Genomic DNA, 20,760 nt, shown 5'->3' with positions numbered 1-20,760 from the left:
CGTGGCCGAGATGAAGTTCCTCTTCCAGATCGGCTGCTCGGTCGTCACCGGCAAGGAGATCGGCAAGGACGTGCCCGCCGCCGACCTGCTCAGCGACTTCGACGCCGTGTTCGTCGGCATCGGCCTCTCCGACACCCGCGCGCTCGGCATACCGGGCGAGGACCTGCCCGGCGTCGTCGACGCGCTCTCCTTCATCGAGCGGGTCAAGTCCAAAGGGGGCAAGGGCCTTCCCAAGAGCGCCTGCACCGTCGTCATCGGCGGCGGCAACACCGCCATCGACGGCGCGACCCAGTCGGTGCGCACCGGGGCCGCCAAGGTCGTCATGGCCTACCGCCGCGGCCCCGAGGACCTCTCGGCGTACGATTTCGAGCTCGAGCACGCCCGCAAGGACGGCGTGCAGATCGTCACCAACGCGGTGCCGGTCCGCATACTCGGCAAGAAGAAGGTGTCGGGCGTCGAGTTCAAGGACAAGACCCGCATCGCCTGCGACCGCGTGATCAAAGCCATCGGCCAGACCAAGCACTTCGCCCTCGCCAAGGCCTTCGGCCTCGCCCAGCACGAGGACGGCCGCCTCAAGGTCAACCCCGCCACGCTCGCCACCTCCAAGCACGTCGTCTTCGCGGGCGGCGACGCGATCAACGGCGGCAAGGAGGTCGTCAACGCCGCCGCCGACGGCAAGCGCGCCGCCTGGGGCATCCTGCGCGAGCTGTTCCCGAACACGCCCCCGCCCGCCGGCAACGATTACTGGATCTCCACCATCGACGGACGAAAGGTCGCCCCGATCACGCCCCGGAGCCACTCCTGATGAAGCCCCGACTCAAGCCCGACCTCTCTGTGAACTGCGCCGGCATCAAGTCCCCCAACCCGTTCTGGCTCGCCTCGGCCCCGCCCACGAACTCCGGCGCGCAGATCATGCGCGCCTTCGAGTACGGCTGGGGCGGCGCGGTGTGGAAGACGCTCGGACAGGACCCGCCCGTCGTCAACGTCTCCTCGCGCTACGGCTCCATGGACCTCGGCACACAGAAGCTCGCGGGATTCAACAACATCGAGCTGATCACCGACCGGCCTCTGGAGACCAACCTCAAGGAGATCTACGAGGTCAAGAAGCGCTTCGGAGACCGCGCCGTGATCGCCTCCCTCATGGTCCCCTGCGAGAAGCAGGCCTGGCACGAGATCACGAAGAAGGTCATCGACGCCGGCAGCGACGGCATCGAGCTCAACTTCGGCTGCCCGCACGGGATGTCCGAGCGCGGCATGGGCGCGGCCGTCGGGCAGGTGCCCGAGTACGTGAAGATGGTCACCGAGTTCGTCAAAGAGGTCTCCACCATCCCCGTCCTCGTCAAGCTCACCCCGAACGTCGCCGACGTGCGCTTCGCCGCGCGCGCGGCCAAGCAGGGGGGGGCCGACGGCGTGTCCCTCATCAACACGATCAACTCCATCATGGGCATCGACGTCGAGACCATGATCCCCAAGTTCTCCGTCGAGGGCAAGATTTCCCACGGCGGCTACTGCGGCCCCGCGGTCAAACCCATCGCCTTGAACATGGTCAGCCAGATAGCGACCGATCCTGAGACGGTAGGGCTTCCCATATCCGGCATCGGCGGGATTTCGATCTGGTCGGATGCCGTTGAATTCATGCTCTTAGGGTCTTCATCCCGTACAGCTTTGTACGGCAGTAATGCATCACGGCTACCGCATCGTCGAGGACCTGAACGCCGGCCTCGAGGGCTGGATGCGCCGGCAGAAGTTCGCCAAGACCGCCGACTTCATCGGCAAGACCGCCCCCAGGATCGTGGATTGCAAGAAGCTCAACCTCCACTACATGAGCGTAGCCTCCATCGACCCGGCAACGTGCATCTCCTGCGACGTCTGCTACGTCTCCTGCAACGACACCACGCATCAGTGCATCGACATCGACCGCCGCAAGGGCAACCGCAAGCCCCACGTCCTCCAGGACGACTGCGTCGGCTGCAACCTGTGCTCGCTCGTCTGCCCCGTCGACGGCTGCATCACGATGAAGCCGGTCGACACCGGACTCAAGCCGCTGACGTGGGAGGACTACACGAAGAACGGGATGAAGGGGTACGGCGAAGTCTACCGGCGCCATTAACATGCCTCCCGAAACCGACAACCTGAGACTCGACGAGCTGTTCGCGACCGACCAGAAGGACCGCGAGAAGGTGTACGGCACCGCCGCCGACGTCGACGCCCTCAAGCTCCGGGACGCCGAGCGCCGCCGCGAGCTCGTCTCCATGATCGGCCAGGGCGCGGTCAACACCTCCAACGACCTGTACCACGCCGCGGTCCTCTTCCTGCACGGCACCGAGCCCAAGGAGTTCCTCACGGCGCACCGCCTGGCGACGATCGCGTCGATCAACGGCCACCGCCCGTCGCGCTGGCTCGCCGCGGCGACCCTCGACCGCTTCCTCATGTCCATCGGCCTGCCGCAGACCTACGGCACCCAGTTCGAGCACAGCGAGGAGGACAACACCTACCAGCTGCGCCTACCCATCGACGACAGCACCGTCCTCCACTTCGAGAAGCGCTTCTTCGGCGTGCCGCCCGTCGTCGAGCGCCTCGCCCAGCTCAACCGCCGCATCTCCTCCTAAACGAAGGGCCGCGCCGCCCATTTTTGACGGCTGTGCCGCGGTCATTTTCTGTTAGAATTTCAGTCATCTAGACGTTTCCCGCGGAGGATCATCCCGATGGCTCGAATCGTGAAATGCGCTCTCATCCAGACGAAGTGCGACTGGCTCCCGCCGAAGTACTCCCTTCAGCAGATCAAGTCGAAGATGATCGACAAGCACGTGGCCATGATCGAGGCCGCCGCCAAGAAGGGCGTGCAGATGCTCAGCCTCCAGGAGATCTTCTACGGCCCGTACTTCTGCGCCGAGCAGGACGTCAAGTGGTACGACACCGCCGAGCCCATCACCGGCCCGACGACGAAGCTGATGCAGGACCTGGCCAAGAAGCACCAGATGGTCATCGTCTCCCCGATCTACGAGACCCCGTCGACCGGCACCTATTACAACACCGCGGCGGTCATCGACGCGGACGGCTCGCTCGCCGGCATCTATAGGAAGAACCACATCCCTCACTGCGCCCCCGGCTTCTGGGAGAAGTTCTACTTCAAGCCGGGCAACCTGGGTTATCCGGTGTTCCAGACCCGCTACGCCAAGGTCGGCGTGTACATCTGCTACGACCGGCACTTCCCGGACGGGGCGCGCATCCTCGGGCTGAACGGGGCCGAGATCGTATTCAACCCGTCGGCCACGGTGAAGGGCCTCTCCGAGTACCTCTGGAAGCTCGAGCAGCCCGCGCACGCGGTCGCCAACCAGTACTTCGTCGGCGCCAGCAACCGCGTCGGCAAGGAGGGCCCGTGGAACATCGGCGAGTTCTACGGCCAGTCCTACTTCTGCGACCCCCGCGGCCAGATGCTCAAGGTCGGCCCGCACGACAAGGACGCCACCGTCATCGCCGACCTCGACTTCGACCAGATCCTCGAGGTGCGCAAGGTGTGGCAGTTCTTCCGCGACCGGCGCCCGGAGACCTACGGACCCCTCACCCAGCTGCTGCCGTGAGGGATAAGATCTTCAGGGCGCTGATGGACAAGGAGATCCACGACCACTCCGAGCCCATCGAGAAGTCCCCGTACTGGAACAAGGACATCGCTCCCACGCGCAAGGCGGAGCGCACCTGGGGCACCAAGGACATCGCCGTCCTCTGGATCAGCATGAGCGCGTGCATACCGACGTACATGCTCGCCTCGTCGCTGATCTCGGAGGGGATGAACTGGTGGCAGGCCGTCCTGACCATCTTCCTCGGCAACTGCATCGTGCTGCTGCCGATGGTGCTCAACGCGCACGCGGGCACCAAGTACGGCATCCCGTACCCCGTGTACTGCCGCCCGGCGTTCGGCATACTCGGCGCCAACGTGCCGGCCGTGCTGCGCGCCCTCGTGGCCTGCGGCTGGTTCGGCATCCAGGCCTGGATCGGCGGGGCGGCGATCTACAAGCTCGTGGGCATCTGGCATCCCGCCATGCTGGCCGGCGAGCCGGTGTTACAGGGCTTGAACGTCGGCCAATGGGCCTGCTTCCTCTTCTTCTGGGCGATCAACATGCTCGTCATCTACAAGGGCGTGGAGTCCATCCGCATCCTCCTCAACGTCAAGGCTCCCCTGCTCATCGCCCTCGGCCTGGCGCTCCTCGGCTGGGCCTACGTCCAGGCGGGCGGCTTCGGCCACATGCTCTCCACCCCGTCCGCCTTCGCGCCCGGGCAGCCCAAGGAGGGCCGGTTCTGGCCGTTCTTCTTCCCGGCGCTGACCGCGATGATCGGCTTCTGGGCGACCTTGTCGCTCAACATCCCGGACTTCTCGCGCTACGCGAAGACCCAGAGGGACCAGATGCTGGGCCAGGCCCTGGGCCTGCCGACGACGATGGGCCTGTACTCCTTCATCGGCGTGGCGGTCACCTCGGCCACCGTCGTGATCTACGGCCAGTCCATCTGGGACCCCGTCGACCTCATCGCGAAGTTCCAGAACCCGTTCGTCCTCGCGGTCGCGCTGATCTCCCTGTGCATCGCGACCTTGGCCACCAACATCGCGGCCAACGTCGTCGGCCCCGCCAACGACTTCTCCCACATCTGGCCGGAGAAGATCGACTTCCGCATGGGCGGCTACATCACCGGCGTCATCGGCATCCTCATCCAGCCCTGGAAGCTGATCGCCGACCCGTCGGGCTACATCTTCACCTGGCTCGTCGCCTACTCCTCCCTGCTCGGGTCGATCGGCGGCATCCTCATCTGCGACTACTACGTCCTAAGAGGGGCGCACCTCGACGTGCGCGAGCTGTACGAGAAGCACGGCACCTACTGGTACGCCGGCGGCGTGAACGGCCGCGCGCTCGTGGCCCTCGTCCTGGCCTGCCTGCCGGTCCTGCCCGGCTTCCTCGGCACGGTCAAGCTCGCGACGGTGGCGCCGTTCTGGATCTCGCTGTACCACTACGCCTGGTTCATCAGCTTCGGCCTGTCGTTCGCCGTCTACTGGCTCCTCATGGTGACGGAGAAGGAGAAATCTTATGCCATATGATCTGATCGTCAAGGGCGGCACGCTCGTCTCCGCGTCCGACACCTACATCGCGGATATCGGCGTCGTCGGCGGCAAGGTCGTCTCCGTCGGCAAGATCGCCGAGCCCGCCAAGCGCATGATCGACGCCCGCGGCAAGGTCGTCATCCCCGGCGGCATCGACGCCCACACCCATTTCGACATGCCCTTCATGGGCGCCACCACGATCGACGACTTCACGACCGGCTCGACCTCGGCCGTCTTCGGCGGCACCACCTCCATCGTCGACTTCGCGATCCAGAAGAAGGGGGAGACCTTCCGCCACGCCCTCGACGACTGGCACAAGCGCGCCGACGGCAAGTCCGCCGTCGACTACGGCTTCCACATGATCGTGACGGATTTCCCCGAGAAGCAGCAGAAGGAGATGGACAAGCTCGTCGACGAGGGCGTGTCTTCCTTTAAACTGTTCATGGCGTATCCCGGCATCTTCATGTCGGACGACACCACGATCTTCCGCGCCCTCATGCGCACCCGCGACAACGGCGGGATGATCTGCATGCATGCCGAAAATGGTTCGGTCATCGACGTTCTCATCCAGAAGGCGATCGCCGAAGGTAAAACGGCCCCCGAGTGGCACGCGCTCACGCGCCCCATGACCGCCGAAGCCGAGGCCACCCACCGCGCCATCGCCTTGGCCGAGATGGCGGGCGTTCCGATCTACTTCGTCCATCTCTCCGCCGGCGACGCCATGGAGGAAGTCCGCGCCGCAAGAGCGAGAGGTTTGCCGGTCTACGCCGAGACGTGTCCTCAATACCTGTATCTGTCCGAGGACGACTACCGCCGTCCCGGCTTCGAGGGGGCGAAATTCGTGATGTCTCCGCCTTTGAGGCCCAGCGGAAATTCGGAGCGCTTGTGGAAAGGGCTCGTCCGCAATGATCTCCAAGTCGTTTCCACCGATCACTGCTCCTTCTGCATGAAGGCCAAGACCAATCAGCCCGGCAAGGAGCTCGGCAAGAAGAACTTCGCCAAAATCCCCAACGGCGCCCCCGGCGTCGAATACCGCATGCTCCTCCTGTGGGACGCCGTCCAAAAGGGGAAGATCACCGAGAACCGCTTCGTCGAGATCACCTCGCTCAACCCCTCGAAGCTGTTCGGACTGCACCCGCGCAAAGGCCACCTCAACCCGGGCGCCGACGCCGACATCGTCATCATCGACCCGAACAAGCCCTTCACCTTCTCGCAGAAGAGCCACCACAGCGCCGCCGACTACAACCCCTACGAGGGCGTCACGGTCAAGGGCAGCATCCGCGACGTGTTCTCCCGCGGCGAGGCGATGGTCCTCGACGGCAAGTGGGCAGGATCGACAAAGCACGGCCGCTTCCTGAAGAGGATGCCGCGCGCGTTCAACTGAGAATATGAACCGCTTGCTTGCAGCACTCGTTCTCGCGCTGCCCTTCGCTTCCGGCTGCATCAGCATCCACCAAGCCGGCTACGACGGCAAGAACCGGGACATCCAAGCCGTCCTGGACAAAGGCGTGCCCGTCGATAAACGGAATCTCATTGGGTCCACCGCTCTCATGTTCGCGGCCGAGCAGGGCCATCCGGACACTGTGCGCTTCCTGCTCGATCATGGAGCCGATCCTCGCCTCACGGACAATTCGGGCCGCACCGCTTTGGCGAGGGCTCAGGCGGCGAACCGCGACGCGGCGGTGATCGCGATGCTGGAACGGGCGCTGGGCAAGGCGCCATCGTCCCATGCCGAGGCCCCCGGCCCAGAGCGGCGGGCGCCGTCATCCGACGTGGATTCGCCTTCGCGCCACGGCGCCCCTCGTCCCGACGACTTCGCCCTCGTGATCGGCATAGAGGACTATCAGTCTTTGCCCAAAGCCGACTTCGGCGCGCGCGACGCCGCGACCGTGCGCAGGCACTTCGAGTCCATGGGCGTGCCCGCGCGCAACATCATCAGCCTCGAGGGCTCGCAGGCCACGGGCAGCAAGCTCAAGAACTATCTCCAGCAGTGGCTGCCGCGCAACGTCAAGCCCGAGTCGACGGTGTTCGTGTACTACTCCGGCCACGGCGCCCCCGACCCCGAGAACGGGGACGCCTACCTCGTGCCGTGGGACGCCGATCCCATGTTCCTGACGACCTCCGCCTACCCGCTGAAGCAGTTCTATGCGGAGCTGTCCAAGCTCAAGGCCAAGCGCGTGCTCGTGGCCCTCGACGCCTGCTTCTCCGGCTCCGGGGGCCGCTCGGTGCTGGCCAAGGGCGCCCGCCCGCTCGTCGCGAAGGTGGACGAGAGCGTGCCCGCCGCGGCCAACCTCACCGTGCTCGCCGCCGCCTCCGGCGCGGAGATCACCGGCTCCCTCGACGAGCAGGGCCACGGGATCTTCACCTACCACTTCCTTAAAGCCCTGCAGGGGGGAGCGGCGACGCCCCGCGGCTTGTATGATTACCTGAAGCCCCGCGTGCAGGACGACGCGCGCCGCCAGAACCGGGAGCAGTCCCCGACCTTGGCCGGAAGCGGGGCCGACGCGAAGTTCTAACGGAGATGCCATGAACCGAATCGCTCTGATCCTTCCTCTGGCGGCCTTCCTCGCGACGGGCTGCGCCGGCGACCGCGGGCTGCACCTGGCGGCCAGGACCAACGACGCCTCCGGGATCCGCGCCCTGCTGTCTCAGGGCGCCAAGGTCAACAGCACCGTCGGCCTCGGGAAGCTGACGCCCCTCCATTTCGCCGCGATGAACGGCGCCCAAGCCTCCGCCCAGGCCCTGATCGACGGGGGCGCGGACGTCTTCGCCTCCAGCATCTACGGCACGCCCCGCGAGGCGGCCCTGTCCCACCGGAACATCGGGGGCATCGCCAAGCTGCTCGAGAAGGCGGAGCGCAAGGCGCAGGGCCTGCCCGACGAGGTCCCGGAAGCCCGTCACGCCGCCGCGCCCGCCGCGCCGGCCCCCGAGCCCGCGCCCCGGAAGGCCGAGCCGACCTCCGACATCGACTCGCCCGCGCGCCGCGGCGCCGAGCGCCCGGACGACTTCGCGCTGGTGATCGGCATCGAGGAGTACCAGAGCCTGCCCAAGGCGGATTTCGGCGCGCGCGACGCGAGGACGATGCGCCGCCACCTCGAGGCGCTGGGCTTCCCGGCGCGCAACGTCATCTCGCTCGAAGGCTCCCAGGCGACGGGCAGCAAGCTCAGGAGCTATCTCGAGGAGTGGCTGCCGCTCAACGTGAAGGCGAGCTCGACTTTGTTCGTCTACTACTCCGGCCACGGCGCCCCCGACGCCAAGACGGGGGAGGCGTACCTCGTGCCGTGGGACGGCGACCCCAAGTTCCTGAAGTCCACAGCGCTGCCCTTGAAGACGCTCTACGCGAGCCTGGCGAAGACCAAGGCCAAGCGCGTCATCGTCGCCCTCGACGCCTGCTTCTCGGGGGCGGGGGAACGCTCCGTGCTCGCCCAGGGCGCGCGTCCGCTCGTCGCCAAGGCCGCGGAGCTCGCCCCGTCGGAAGGACGGCTGACCATACTCGCCGCCGCCTCCGGCGACGAGATCACGGGGACGCTCGCGGAGCAGAGCCACGGCCTGTTCACCTATCACCTGCTCAAGGGCCTGTCCGCCGACCCTAGGGCGAGCGCGAAGTCGCTGTTCGACTACCTGAGGCCTCGCGTGCAGGACGACGCGCGAAGGGAGAACCGGGAGCAGACGCCGGTGCTCGCGGGGACCGCGCTGGGCGAGCCGCTGCTCGCGCCGTAGCCCCTACTTCTTCTTGCCCTCGACGAGACGCTCGGCCAGGTCGCCCATGTCGATGCGCTCGGCGCCGGCGGCCTCGAAGACGTCCTCGTGCGACGGCTTGTCGCCGAGCGAGCGCTTCTTCGACTCGAACCGCGACTTGAACGCGTCGCAGGAGCCGTTGAATCTCCACACCTGGGGGCCCATCAGCACGGCCTTGCCGAGGATGTAGGTCTCGTCGCTGTAGACGAGATTGTCGGCGCTCTTGCGCGCCGCCGCGCACTTCTTGTCGGAGCCGCCCCAGCCCGGCCAGGAGTCGGTCAGGAAGGTGCGCTTGTTCTCGTCGGCGCCGTAGCGGTTCTCGTTGGCGGCGGCGTTGAAGACGAGGGCGTTCTCCATCGTGCAGGCCGGCCCCTTCAGGCGCCGGACGACGATCTCGGTGCGGCTGCCGTCGAAGGCGCAGAACTCGGCGGCGGCGGGCAGCGCGGCGAAGGACAGGAAAAGAGCGGCGAGGGGGGCAGTCTTATCCATGCCGCAGTTTAGCCCCGGTTTCCGACGGTTTCAAGGGGGGATTTTTTCGGCTTCCTCATTATTTTTCGCCTCATTCGCCGGGCGGCGGCGGCCGCCGCCCGGACGCCCAGGTCCTTTTTCGCGATGAGGAGACGCAGCGCGTCGCGGAAGATGCCCTCGAGGCTGCCGTCGGGATATTTGTGGCGCATCAGCTGCTGGGCATGCAGGACCAGGCGATGCAGGCCTTCGTCCGCGGTAAAGGCCACTCGCACGAGCCTCGCCCGAACGGGAACCTCCGCCGGCCGCAAAGGCGCGGCGCTCGGCGGGCACAGATCTTCGGGCGGACGGCTCGGCGGAGGATCGGATGCCGCCGGCAACTCGGCGTCCTCGATGGGCGGGGAAGGCGGCTCGGCCACCGCTGCCTGACGCGAGGGAGCGGCGTCCGGCGGATTCGGATGGTCCGGTGGGCGGCTGAGCGAAAGAGCGAGCGCCGGGGGCGGCTCCTCGATCCTGACCGGAGGCGGAGCGGCCCCGACGAACCGTATGGAGTCCCTGACCGGCGGATCGGGGCGCCGGTCGGCGACGAGACGCTCTATGTTCTTCGTGGTCATGCCCACCGCCTTGAGAAGGAGCGCCGGGAAATCGGCGTCCGGGAGGAAAGCGGAAAGGATCACGACCCCCTCGATATGAAGCCGTCCGTCATAGAGCATCTCAAGAATGGCGGGGTAGTCGAGCACGGCCCTCGCGGCTCGCGTTCGGCGGTATGCCGTCGCCTCGCTCCAGCGCAGCGACTGGACGCAATACTCGAACATCGAGCGCCATCCATGATCTTCATGGAGTTTTCGCCGTTGCGTCTCCGCCACGTAAGCCACGGCGTCCGCCGCGAGCACGCGCTCGCGAGCCGCGAGGGCCTTGAGACCGCGCCATAATTCTTCGTCGCTCAGCCGGAAGATATCCACTCTATTCACATTGTTCACTTTCGCCGAAAGTGACCGGCGAAGCCTCCCCTAAACATACGATCGAAGGTCCCAAAAAGTTCCATTTTCGGTCACAAAATGAAGGCGGCCGCTCGTCGAGGAATAGTTATAATACCGTCATGATCCCCACCGCGACCAAGACGACGCCCGAAGTCTCCGTTCTGAAGCAGTACATCGCCGGGAAATGGGTGGAGGGCTCGTCCTCCAAAGAGATCGTCTCGACGAACCCCGCCGACAACCGCCAGGTCCTGGCCAAGCTCAAGGGCGCCGACAAGACCGACGTCCTGCGCGCCATCGACGCGGCTCAGGCGGCGTTCCCGGCGTGGAAGGCGACGACCGCGCCCGCGCGCGGGCGCATCCTGATGAAGGCCGCCCTCATCCTGCGCGAGCGGAAGGAAGAGCTGGCCCGCCTGATGTCGCTCGAGCAGGGCAAGATCCTGCCCGAGGCGCTCGGCGAGATGGAGAAGGGCATCACCCTCATCGAATGGTTCGCCGGCGAGGGCCTGCGCATGGGCGGCGTCACGCAGCCCTCCGAGCTCGCCAAGAACCTCCTCTATACCACCCGCCACCCGCGCGGCGTCGTCTCCATCATCACGCCCTGGAACTTCCCGTTCGCGATCCCGGCGTGGAAGATCGCCCCGGCCCTGATCTCCGGCTGCACCGTCGTCTTCAAGCCCGCCTCGCTCGTGCCCGCGCTGGCCGTGGGCATCGTCAAGGCGTTCGAGGACGCCGGCCTGCCGCCGGGCGTGCTCAACCTCGTGATGGGCGCGGGCTCGGCCATGGGCGACGTCCTCGTCGAGGAGCCGCGCATCAAGGCCGTGTCGTTCACCGGCTCCAACGAGATCGGCAAGCGCGTCCACACGATCGCGGGCGCGCGCGGCATCCCCGTCGTCTGCGAGATGGGCGGCAAGAACCCGGCCGTCATCTGGGACGACGCCGACCTCGAGCTGGCGCTCGCGGGCGTCATGAAGGGCGCGTTCGGCTCCACCGGCCAGCGCTGCACGGCCACCTCGCGGCTGATCCTTCATACGAAGATCGCCGATCAGTTCCTGAAGATGCTGCTCGCCGAGGTGGCCAAGATCAAGGTCGGCCCCGGCCTCGACAAGACCAGCGGCATGGGCCCGGCCGTCGACGAGAGCCAGATGAAGACGGACCTGGAATACATCGAGATCGGCAAAAAAGAAGGGGCGACCCTGCTGTGCGGCGGGAACCGGATCACGACCGGCGACTTCGCCCACGGCTGGTTCGTCGAGCCCACCGTCTTCGACGGCGTGAGCCCGAAGTCGCGCCTGTGGCAGGAAGAGGTGTTCGGCCCGGTGCTGGCCGTCACGCGCACCGACGACTTCGACAAGGCCGTCGAGCTGGCCAACGACTGCCCGTTCGGCCTGACCTGCGCGTTCTACTCCCAGGATCTGACCCTCGCGATGCGTTTCACGGAAGAGATCGAGGCGGGGATGGTGCATCTCAACAGCCCCACCATCGGCGGCGAGGCCCAGGTGCCCTTCGGCGGCGTGAAGGGCTCCGGCGTCGGCGAGCGCGAGATGGCGAAGGAAGGCATGCACTTCTTCACCGAGCAGAAGACGGTGTTCCTCGATTACACCGGCGCCCGCCGCGCCTCGAACCTGTACTAAAAAGTGGAAACCGGGCTTCAGGACGTTCATTAGCATGACGCCCTTCTCGGCGTTGGTGGGGGGCGGCGCCGCCGGATTCCTCGGCGCGGCCCTCGCGCACGTCCTGAGCACGCTCGCCGACCGCGCCGGCGGAGAGGGCTTCCTGCGCGGGCCGTACGGGCCGCAGTTCTTCCTGATCGCCCTGTATACCGGGGTGTTCTACGCCGCCATCGGCGCCGCGGCGGGGCGGCGCGCCGCGACGGCGCTCGTCGGGCTGCTCGGCCCGATGCTCGGCATCGCCGCGGTCATGGCGGGGCTGACGCGCTACTCCGGCTGGGGCATGCCGCGCGGCCTGCCGGGGACCTTCCAGTGGCAGCTGGCCGTCGCCTCGGTCTACACCGTCGCGATCTGGGGCACGATCGCGGCCATGGGCGCGATGAGCGCCTCGACCGCGAAATGGCGCGGCGCTCTCGCGGCGACCCTCGGCTCCCTGAGCGCCTACGGCGTCCTCTCGTTCTTCCTGTGGGCCGTGCCCTCCTACGCCAAGCTGCGCTGGAGCCCGGTCTCCTTTCTCCCGTCGCCGGTGAATCTCATGGACGGCTTGCTGTCCGGGGCCGGCATCTGCCTGGCCCTGTCTCTCGACGCCAAAATCCGGAGGAATACCGCATGAGCCCCAAGACCGCCGCCCCCAAAGCCGCCAAGCCCGCCGCGTCGACAACCGACGTCGCCGCGCTGAGAGCCGCCCACCTCATGCCGCTCCCCGGGCCGATGTTCGCCAAGCCGGTGCAGATCATCTCCGGCAGGATGCAGTTCCTCTACGACGAGAACGGCAAGGAGTACCTCGACGGCTTCGCGGGCGTCGCCACCGTGTCGATCGGCCACTCGCACCCGCACTTCGTCTCCAAGCTCAAGGCCCAGATCGACGAGCTCCAGCACGAGCCGCCGCTGTACCTGCATCCCGCCGTCGGCGCGTTCGCCAAGCGCCTCGCCGACAAGGCCAAGACCGTCAACCCGGACATGGACGTGTGCTTCTTCACGAACTCCGGCTCCGAGGCCAACGAGATGGCCGCGTTCGTCGCGAAGACCTTCACCGGCCGCCACGAGTTCGTCGCGGTCCAGCGCTCGTATCACGGCCGCACCTTGCTGACGACGGCGCTGACCGGGCAGAACAACTGGCGCAACCAGGCGCCCTACCCCGCCGGCGTGGCCTTCGCCCCGACGGACTACGCGTACCGCTTCGACGGGACGCCGGAGCAGTCGACCGCGGCCGCGATCAAGGGCCTCGAGCAGACGCTCAAGACGTCCGCGTCGGGGGGGAAGATCGCCGCGCTGTACGCCGAGACGATCATGGGCGTCGGCGGCCTGATCACGCCCGGGCGCGAGTACTTCAAAGCCGCGGCCGACCTCGTGCACAAGGCCGGCGGCCTGTTCATCTGCGACGAGGTGCAGGCCGGCGTCGGCCGCACCGGCGAGCATTACTTCGGCATCAAGCACTGGGGCGCCAAGCCGGACATCATCGTCATGGCCAAGGGCCTCGGCAACGGCTACCCGATCGGCGCGATCGTCACGACCAAGGCCATCGCGGACTCCATGAAGGGCCTGCTCCACTACAACACGTTCGGCGGCGGCCCCATGGCGATCGCCGCGGCGGACGCGGTGATGGACGTCGTCGAGAAGGACGACCTCGCCGGAAACTCCAAGCTCGTCGGCGACCGCCTGATCGGAGGCTTGCGGAAGCTCCAGTTGCGCGACGAGCGGGTCGGCGACGTGCGCGGCATGGGCCTCATGGTCGGCGTCGAGCTCGTCAAGGACCGCAAGTCCAAGGAGTTCGCGCCCGACCTCACCATCCGCGTCGTCGAGTCCATGAAGGACCAGGGCGTGCTCGTCGGCAAGGGCGGCCTGGAGGGGAACACTCTGCGCATCCAGCCGCCCCTGTGCTGGACCGTCGCGGACGCCGACCGCACCGTGGCGGCGCTCGAGCAGGCCCTCAAGGATGCCTGAGCTAAATCCGCGCCGCGTCGCGCCGACCAAGGCCCGCTTCGCCCAGGTCGCCGCGGCCGTCCTGGCTGGGATGGCGGCCATGTTCTGCATCCAGAACGTGATCGAGTTCCGGCGCGAGGCGGCGCGGCCCGCGCCGATCGCCGCGGCGGCTCCGGACAAGCCGCAGCCCGTCCTCGACGTGCCCCTGCCGCAGGGCGTGCGCCGCCAGGCCGGTCCCGTGCCCTCGAGCATGATGCTCAAGCCCGAGCCGGGGCTCAGCAAGGCGGGCGTGGCCGTCGTCGGCGTCTCGGGCGAGGAGGCCCCGCCCAAGTACGAACCGCCGCCGCCGCCGCCCGAGCCGAAGGCGAGGAAGAAGGAGATGCCGCGCCTCCAGGACCGCACGATGGAGTCGCGCTTCGCCTCGAGCGCGGTGCGCAACGACGGGCGCTTCTCACGGATCAAGCGCCGCGAGGCGGCCGAGGAGGCCCCTCGGGCCGCCGCTCCGGCCCCGCAGCCAGCCGCGCCCGTCGCCGGCGCGTCGGGGATCGCCTTGATCGAGAGACCCGCGGCCGAGGCGGAGCACCTGAAGCCCGCCCCGATCGCCCAGATCACCGCCCCCGAGGTCGTGTTCTGGACCAAGGAGCGCAAGCTCCAGGTCGGCGCCGCCCTCGTCGTGATGGTCCTCGGGATCCTCTACCTGTTCTACGCCACCGGCATCAAGGACGCGCCCGTCCGGGCCGAGGGAGAGCTGTGAGCCCCGCGGAGCAGCGCAGCCGCTTAGGCCTCCTGTGCGCGGGCTTCGGCGTCCTCTCGCTGGCGCCCTTGGCGATGACCTGGCTCTCGGCCTACGGCCCCAACCCCGTCGCGCTCGGCGCCCCGGCCTGGAGCCGCCTCTACTACGCCCAGTTCGTGGCCCTCGTCGTCAGCGGCTACGGCTTCATCTTCTTCTCGACGGCGAAAGGCCGCGTGTTCCACGGCGGCCCGATGCTCGACTTCACCATCGGCCTGGGCCTGCTCGTCATCGCCTCGAGCCTCGGCCGGGCCTGGATCCCGGGCGCGTTCCTGATCGCCTTCGGCCTGCGCCTCGCCGGCGGCCGTCCCCTTCTCGCATGACCACCAAAACCGACGCCGTCATCGCGCTTGTCGACAAGTTCGGCGCGCACAACTACCATCCTCTTCCCGTCGCCATCGCGCGCGCCAAGGGGCCTTTCGTCTGGGACGTGGAGGGGAAGAAGTACTTCGATTTCCTGTCCGCCTACTCCGCCCTCAACCAGGGCCACAACCACCCGAAGATCGTCGCCGCGGCGAAGCGGCAGCTGGGGCTCGTGGCGCTGACCTCCCGCGCCTTCCACAACGAGCGCCTCGGGCCCTTCCTGGAGCTGCTGTGCCGGATCACGGGCAAGGACCGCGCCCTGCCGATGAACTCCGGTGCGGAGGCGGTCGAGACCGCGATCAAGGCGATGCGCCTGTGGGGCTACCGCCGCAAGGGCGTCGCCGAGGACAAGGCCGAGATCATCGTCTGCGCCGACAACTTCCACGGCCGCACGACGACCATCGTGGGCTTCTCGAGCGACGGCGGCTCGCGGGAGGGGTTCGGCCCCGCGACGCCGGGTTTCAAGATCATCCCCTACGGCGACGCCGCCGCCCTCGACCGCGCGATCACGCAGAACACCGTCGGCTTCCTCTTCGAGCCGATCCAGGGAGAGGCCGGCGTCATCATCCCGCCCGAGGGCTGGCTCGCGGCCGTGCGCGAGATCTGCTCCGAGCGCCGCGTGCTGATGTGCGCCGACGAGATCCAGACCGGCCTCGGCCGCACCGGGAAGATGTTCGCCTGCGAGCACGAGTCGGTGACGCCCGACCTCTACGTCCTGGGCAAGGCCTTGTCGGGCGGCCTCTATCCCGTCTCGGCCGTCTGCGCCGACGACGAGGTCCTGGGCCTGTTCACGCCCGGAACCCACGGCTCGACCTTCGGCGGCAGCCCGCTCGCCTGCGCCGTCGGCCTCGCGGCCGTGAAGGTCGTCCTCGACGAGCGCCTGCCGCAGAAGTCGGCCAAGACCGGCGCGCTGTTCAAGCGGATGCTCGAGACCCTCGAGCATCCGCACCTGAAGGACGTCCGCGGGCGGGGCCTGATGCTCGCCCTCGAGTTCAAGACCCGCGTGCGCCCCCTCGTCGAGAGCCTCGCCAAGCTCGGCCTGCTCGCCAAGGACACCCACGAGAACACCATCCGCTTCGCCCCGCCGCTGAACCTCACCGAGGCGCAGGCGAAGCAGTCCTTCGCGCTGATCAAGAAGGCCGTCGCGGCCTTCCCCGCGTAGTATAATCAATGACCGTGTCCGACGACGCCCTGCTGGAAGTCTCCTCGCTGAACAAGGCCTTCGGGACCTCGACCGTCCTGCACGACGTCTCCCTGACCGTGCGCAAGGGGGAGTTCATGACCTTGCTCGGCCCCTCCGGCTGCGGCAAGACCACGACCTTGCGCATCATCGCCGGCTTCGAGTCGCCTGACGGCGGCCGCGTGCGCCTGAGCGGCGCGGACGTCACCGACACGCCGGCCTACGACCGCGACGTCCACACCGTCTTCCAGCACTACGCGCTGTTCCCGCACCTCTCGGTGGCCGACAACATCGCCTTCGGCATGCGCATGGACAAGGTCGCCGAGGACGAGATCAAGAGGCGCGTGCCCGAGGCGCTGGCCATGGTCAAGCTCTCCGGCTTCGAGGCGCGCCGCATCCAATCGATGTCCGGCGGCCAGATGCAGCGCGTGGCGCTCGCCCGCGCCATCGCCGGGCGCCCCGCGGTGCTGCTGCTCGACGAGCCCCTCGGCGCCCTCGACCTCAAGCTGCGCAAGGAGATGCAGCTCGAGCTCAAGAACCTGCAGCGCAAGCTCGGCATCGCCTTCATCTACGTCACGCACGACCAGGAGGAGGCGATGACGATGTCCGACCGCATCGCCGTCTTCAATCACGGGCGCATCGAGCAAGTCGGCACGCCCGGGGAGATCTACGAGACGCCCAAGACCTCCTTCGTCGCCGACTTCATCGGCGGCGCCAACATCTTCTCCGCCAAGGTCCTGCGCGGGGAGCCCGGCCGCGCCCACCTGCTGCTCGAGGACGAGCACGAGCTCAACGTCCCCCTGGACGCCAACGAGTCCCTGCCGGGGATCGGCGCGCGCGTGAAGGTCGCCATCCGCCCGGAGCGCGTGAAGGTCTTCTACAAGGACGAGCTGCCCTTCGGCCTGCTCCGCTTCGACGCGATCCTCAAGGACACCGTGTTCCTGGGCGACGCCTGCCAGATCTACCTGCAGATGTTCAAGAAGAACCCCGAGCGCCTGACCATCGCCTGGGCCGGCGGCGACCGCTACGCCGTCCACGACGACATGGACGTGCCGGTCATCGCGGCCGTCGACCCCGAGGACGTGTACATCCTCGAGCGGGACAATGCCTGAGACCGTTTCCCGCCGCTCGTTCCTGAAGGCCGCCGTCCTGGCGCCCCTCATGCCGGCCCTGCTGGCCGCCTGCCGCCGCGCCGACGACAAGCGCGTCGTCAACTTCTTCAACTGGTCGAACTACATCGGCAAGGACACCTTGCCGGATTTCAGCAAGCGTACCGGTGTGGAAGTCCGCTATGACCTGTTCGCGGACGAAGACGAGATGTTCACCAAGCTGCGCGCCGGCGCCCGCGGCTACGACCTGATCGTCGTCGGCGACTACTTAATACCGCGCTTCAAGTCGATGAACCTCATCGAGCCCGTGCCCGCCGGCACGCTCAAGAACCTGGGCAACTTAGCGCCCCGCTTCCGCCGCCCGGTCTACGATCCCGACGAGACGACGGTCCCCTACCTGTGGGGCACGACCGGCATCGCCTACAACAAGAAGAAGATCAGGAAGGCGCCGACCTCCTGGTGGGACCTGTGGGACCCGCAGTACAAGGACCGGGTCTCCATGCTCGACAACGTGCGCGACTGCATCTCGGTGGCGATGCAACTTCTCGGGATCCCGCAAACGACCAGGGATCCCGAAGATTTCCGTAAAATACGCGAGCTGCTCGTCAAGCAGAAGCCCCTGGTCAAGCAGTACTCGAGCGCCTCCTACCTGAACTCCCTCGTGGCGGGGGAGATCGACCTGGCGATGACCTGGTCCGGCGACCTGTTCCAGACCGCGCGCGAGAACCCAGACCTCGACTACGTCATCCCCAAGGAAGGCACCTACATGTGGGTGGACTGCCTGGCGATGATGCGCGGCGCCCGCCACCGCGAGGACACCCTGCGCCTGATCGACTACCTGCTCGAGCCCGCCGTCGCGGCCGGCATCGCCAACTCGGTGCGCTACGCCACGCCCAACCTGGCCGCCCAGAAAGAGGTCGACAAGGTCCTCCTCAAGGACCCGCGCGTGTACCCCACGCCCGCCCTCATGAAGCAGCTCCAACTGCACCACGTCCTCGACAGCGAGCAGAGCGAGCTGTGGAGCCAGACCTGGGCCGACGTGAAGGTCGCATGAGCCCCGCGATCGGAGCCGCTTAAGTGGGCAAGGCTCTTTCCTGGCTCCTCGGCGGCCGCCGGCCTCTCGCCAGCCACCTCCTGCTCGCCCCGGCCTCGCTGTGGCTGATCTTCCTCCTGATCATCCCGGCGGGGGGCCTCATCCTCCTCTCCTTCGCCAAGAACGGGCCGTACGGCGCCATCGTCTGGGAGTTCGGCCTCCACAACTACGCCCGGGCCTTCGACCCCAAGTACCTGCCCGTCCTGTTCCGGACCTTCGCCTTCGCCGCGGCCACGACCATCGTCTGCCTCGTCCTGGGCTACCCGCTCGCCTACTACCTCACCTTCCGCGCCGGCCGCTGGCGCAACGCGCTGCTCGTCGGCCTGATGGTGCCGTTCTGGAGCTCCTGCCTCGTCGCCTACTACTCCTGGATGATCGTGCTGGGCAAGGAGGGCCTGCTCAACACCGCCCTGATCCGCTTCGGCTTCCTCTCCGAGCCCATCGGCTTCCTGTACACGCCCTTCGCCATCCTCCTCGGCCTGGTCTACTTCTACCTGCCGTTCACCGTGCTCCCGCTGTACGCCTCCCTGGACAAGGTGCCCCGCTCCGTCGTGGAGGCCGCCTACGACCTCGGCGCCGGGCGCTGGACGGCCTTCTGGAAGGTCACCTTCCCGCTCTCCCTGCCCGGCGTCGTCGCCGGCTGCGTGCTCACCTTCATCCCCTGCCTGGGCGACTTCCTGACCGTCGAGATCCTCGGCGGCCCGCGCTACTACCTGCTCGGCAACCTGATCTCCAACCAGTTCATGATGGCCCAGGACTGGCCTTTCGGCTCCGCCCTGACCTCCTTGCTGCTCGCCGGCCTCGTCGGCGGCCTGTGGCTGTATCAGGCGTGGGAGAAGGCGTGAGCAGGAAAAGCGGAGGGATGGCCGCCTACGTCGCCGCGCTGTTCGGCTTCCTCTACCTGCCGCTCGGCGTGATGTTCGTCTTCTCCTTCAACGACGCCCGGCGCAACGTCGTCTGGCGCGGCTTCACGCTCAAGTGGTACAAGGCCCTGTTCCACGACGCGGAACTGATGAGCGCGATGCTGACCTCGCTCGAGCTGGCGCTCGCCGCCGCCGGCATCGCCGCGGTCCTCGGAATGCTCGCCTCCTACGCGATGGTCAAGCACAAGGCCTTCCGCGGGCGGGGGGCCTACGACGCCTTGCTCAACGTCCCGCTGATGATGCCGGAGGTGGCCTTGGGCGTCGGCATCCTCACCTTCCTCGTCCGGGCGGGCTACGAGCTGGACTTCATGGCCCTGGCCAGCTCCCACGCCCTGATCTGCCTGCCCTACACGGTCGCGGCCGTGCGCGCCCGCCTGATTTCCTTGCAGGAATCATCTTTAGAGGACGCGGCCATGGACCTGGGCGCCACCGAGTGGCAGGCCTTCGTGAAGGTGACCTTGCCGCTGGCCATGCCCGCCATCATCTCCGGGGCTCTGCTCTCCTTCACGGTGAGCTTCCAGGACTTCGTGACCTCGTTCTTCGTCGCGGGCATCGGCATCGTCACGATGCCCATCAAGATCTACTCGATGATGAAGTTCGGCGTGACCCCGGAGATCAACGCGCTCTCGGTGTGCCTGCTGCTCGCCACCTTCCTGCTGATCGGCCTCAACGCCGCGTTCGCCGTGCGCCCCGACGAAGCCTCACGCCACTAGGGCTTCGGCCTCGAGGGTGATGGCGTCGAGCGAGCGCTTGAGCTCCGCCGCCTTGAGCTTCAGGTCGTCGAGCGGCCCGACGGAGATCGGCTCGCCGTAGACCACGACCGAGCGCCCGAACGGCATCGGGATCTGGAACTGGTCCCAGGTGCCCCTGAGGATCAGGCGGTTCGACTGGGCGTTGGTGATCGGCAGGATGGGTACGCCCAGCTTCTGGGCGAGGTACATGACGCCTTCCTTGATCTCCTCCTTGGGGCCTTTGGGGCCGTCGGGCGTGATGCCGATATCGAGGCCGGAGCGCAATGCCTTGATGAGCCCGCGCACGGCGTCGGACGCGCCGCGCGACGAGGAGCCGCGCACCGAGGACACGCCGCAGCAGCGCCGGATCGTCTCGGCGATCATCTCGCCGTCCACCGACTTGCTGATGAGCATGGACATCGCGTCGCCGCGGTGCGAGACGGTGAAGAACACCTGGCGCTGGTGCCAGAAGGCGTAGATGAAGCGCCGGTCGTCGGCGCGCAGCTTGTCGCGGATCGCGCCGCGGACGGTGGTCAGGCTCGTCGTGAGCTTGATGAAGGTCGAGAACAGATACCCGAGGTAGGGGACGAGGAAGCGGATCGCGGGCATCACTCAGTGTACCAGTTAACCGGACGCCGCCCCGGGCTCAACGGGCGATTTCGGGCGCTATTTTCTCGTCGCGTGGAGAGTAGCGAGGTTATAACCGGTC

20 protein-coding genes and 1 pseudogene are annotated in these 20,760 nt (G+C 67.3%); 18 read left to right on the top strand and 3 right to left on the bottom strand.

Features of this window, described 5'->3' with window-relative positions; translation table 11 throughout:
• Window positions 1–10 precede the first annotated feature (10 nt).
• The 8 genes and pseudogenes from HYV14_06670 to HYV14_06635 all read left to right on the top strand — a co-directional run bounded on the left by HYV14_06670 (window position 11) and on the right by HYV14_06635 (window position 8,809).
• On the top strand, window positions 11–805 hold the full coding sequence (locus HYV14_06670; GenBank protein ID MBI2385680.1) for an FAD-dependent oxidoreductase: 795 nt from the start codon (window positions 11–13) through the stop codon (window positions 803–805).
• Window positions 805–2,110, top strand: a pseudogene (preA, locus tag HYV14_06665) (NAD-dependent dihydropyrimidine dehydrogenase subunit PreA). The gene HYV14_06670 and the pseudogene preA overlap by 1 nt, the downstream one beginning before the upstream one ends.
• Window position 2,111: 1 nt before the next feature.
• Window positions 2,112–2,609, top strand: coding sequence for a hypothetical protein (locus HYV14_06660; GenBank protein ID MBI2385679.1), 498 nt, complete (start codon window positions 2,112–2,114; stop codon window positions 2,607–2,609).
• A 96-nt stretch (window positions 2,610–2,705) separates the two neighbouring features.
• The gene (locus HYV14_06655) at window positions 2,706–3,581 is read left to right on the top strand and encodes an acyltransferase (protein ID MBI2385678.1); all 876 of its coding nucleotides are present in this window, start codon (window positions 2,706–2,708) and stop codon (window positions 3,579–3,581) included.
• A 23-nt stretch (window positions 3,582–3,604) separates the two neighbouring features.
• Entirely contained in the window at window positions 3,605–5,086 is a 1,482-nt protein-coding gene (locus tag HYV14_06650) for an NCS1 family nucleobase:cation symporter-1 (protein ID MBI2385677.1), read from the top strand.
• Complete coding sequence (hydA, locus tag HYV14_06645) at window positions 5,076–6,473, top strand: dihydropyrimidinase (GenBank protein ID MBI2385676.1); 1,398 nt, start codon at window positions 5,076–5,078, stop codon at window positions 6,471–6,473. The genes HYV14_06650 and hydA overlap by 11 nt, the downstream gene beginning before the upstream one ends.
• A gap of 4 nt (window positions 6,474–6,477) precedes the next feature.
• Window positions 6,478–7,605: a caspase family protein gene (locus HYV14_06640; GenBank protein ID MBI2385675.1), complete on the top strand. Its 1,128-nt coding sequence runs from the start codon at window positions 6,478–6,480 to the stop codon at window positions 7,603–7,605.
• Between the two features lie 10 nt (window positions 7,606–7,615).
• Window positions 7,616–8,809, top strand: coding sequence for a caspase family protein (locus HYV14_06635; protein ID MBI2385674.1), 1,194 nt, complete (start codon window positions 7,616–7,618; stop codon window positions 8,807–8,809).
• A gap of 3 nt (window positions 8,810–8,812) precedes the next feature.
• Here the strand turns inward: HYV14_06635 and HYV14_06630 are convergent, their stop codons facing one another.
• Window positions 8,813–9,316, bottom strand: a complete 504-nt coding sequence (locus HYV14_06630) for a hypothetical protein (protein ID MBI2385673.1) — start codon at window positions 9,314–9,316, stop codon at window positions 8,813–8,815.
• Window positions 9,317–9,324: 8 nt separating this feature from the next.
• A complete protein-coding gene (locus tag HYV14_06625; protein ID MBI2385672.1) occupies window positions 9,325–10,254 on the bottom strand; it encodes a hypothetical protein in 930 nt (309 codons plus the stop codon).
• Between the two features lie 137 nt (window positions 10,255–10,391).
• Between HYV14_06625 and HYV14_06620 the strand changes: the two genes are divergently transcribed.
• Genes HYV14_06620 through HYV14_06575 form a run of 10 tightly spaced genes read left to right on the top strand, consistent with a single transcriptional unit; the run spans window position 10,392 to window position 20,033 of the window.
• Entirely contained in the window at window positions 10,392–11,903 is a 1,512-nt protein-coding gene (locus tag HYV14_06620) for an aldehyde dehydrogenase family protein (GenBank protein ID MBI2385671.1), read from the top strand.
• Between the two features lie 34 nt (window positions 11,904–11,937).
• Window positions 11,938–12,552 (top strand): hypothetical protein, encoded by a 615-nt coding sequence (locus HYV14_06615; protein MBI2385670.1) that lies wholly within the window; start codon window positions 11,938–11,940, stop codon window positions 12,550–12,552.
• On the top strand, window positions 12,549–13,883 hold the full coding sequence (locus HYV14_06610) for an aspartate aminotransferase family protein (GenBank protein ID MBI2385669.1): 1,335 nt from the start codon (window positions 12,549–12,551) through the stop codon (window positions 13,881–13,883). The genes HYV14_06615 and HYV14_06610 overlap by 4 nt, the downstream gene beginning before the upstream one ends.
• The gene (locus HYV14_06605) at window positions 13,876–14,616 is read left to right on the top strand and encodes a hypothetical protein (protein ID MBI2385668.1); all 741 of its coding nucleotides are present in this window, start codon (window positions 13,876–13,878) and stop codon (window positions 14,614–14,616) included. The genes HYV14_06610 and HYV14_06605 overlap by 8 nt, the downstream gene beginning before the upstream one ends.
• Complete coding sequence (locus tag HYV14_06600; GenBank protein ID MBI2385667.1) at window positions 14,613–14,975, top strand: hypothetical protein; 363 nt, start codon at window positions 14,613–14,615, stop codon at window positions 14,973–14,975. The genes HYV14_06605 and HYV14_06600 overlap by 4 nt, the downstream gene beginning before the upstream one ends.
• Window positions 14,972–16,177 carry an ornithine--oxo-acid transaminase gene (rocD, locus tag HYV14_06595; GenBank protein MBI2385666.1) on the top strand — a complete coding sequence of 402 codons (1,206 nt, stop codon included), beginning with the start codon at window positions 14,972–14,974 and terminating at the stop codon, window positions 16,175–16,177. The genes HYV14_06600 and rocD overlap by 4 nt, the downstream gene beginning before the upstream one ends.
• Window positions 16,178–16,185: 8 nt before the next feature.
• The gene (locus tag HYV14_06590) at window positions 16,186–17,307 is read left to right on the top strand and encodes an ABC transporter ATP-binding protein (protein MBI2385665.1); all 1,122 of its coding nucleotides are present in this window, start codon (window positions 16,186–16,188) and stop codon (window positions 17,305–17,307) included.
• Window positions 17,300–18,358, top strand: coding sequence for a spermidine/putrescine ABC transporter substrate-binding protein (locus HYV14_06585; GenBank protein MBI2385664.1), 1,059 nt, complete (start codon window positions 17,300–17,302; stop codon window positions 18,356–18,358). The genes HYV14_06590 and HYV14_06585 overlap by 8 nt, the downstream gene beginning before the upstream one ends.
• A 23-nt stretch (window positions 18,359–18,381) precedes the next feature.
• A complete protein-coding gene (locus tag HYV14_06580) occupies window positions 18,382–19,242 on the top strand; it encodes an ABC transporter permease (protein ID MBI2385663.1) in 861 nt (286 codons plus the stop codon).
• Window positions 19,239–20,033: an ABC transporter permease gene (locus HYV14_06575; protein ID MBI2385662.1), complete on the top strand. Its 795-nt coding sequence runs from the start codon at window positions 19,239–19,241 to the stop codon at window positions 20,031–20,033. The genes HYV14_06580 and HYV14_06575 overlap by 4 nt, the downstream gene beginning before the upstream one ends.
• On the opposite strand, the gene HYV14_06570 is transcribed toward HYV14_06575, so the two are convergent.
• On the bottom strand, window positions 20,022–20,660 hold the full coding sequence (locus HYV14_06570) for a DUF374 domain-containing protein (GenBank protein MBI2385661.1): 639 nt from the start codon (window positions 20,658–20,660) through the stop codon (window positions 20,022–20,024). The genes HYV14_06575 and HYV14_06570 overlap by 12 nt on opposite strands.
• Window positions 20,661–20,760: the final 100 nt, after the last annotated feature.

The sequence above is a fragment of the Elusimicrobiota bacterium genome (genome assembly GCA_016182905.1).
In the GTDB taxonomy this organism is placed as follows: domain Bacteria; phylum Elusimicrobiota; class Elusimicrobia; order UBA1565; family UBA9628; genus GWA2-66-18.
This window is presented reverse-complemented; position numbering and strand designations above follow the sequence as displayed.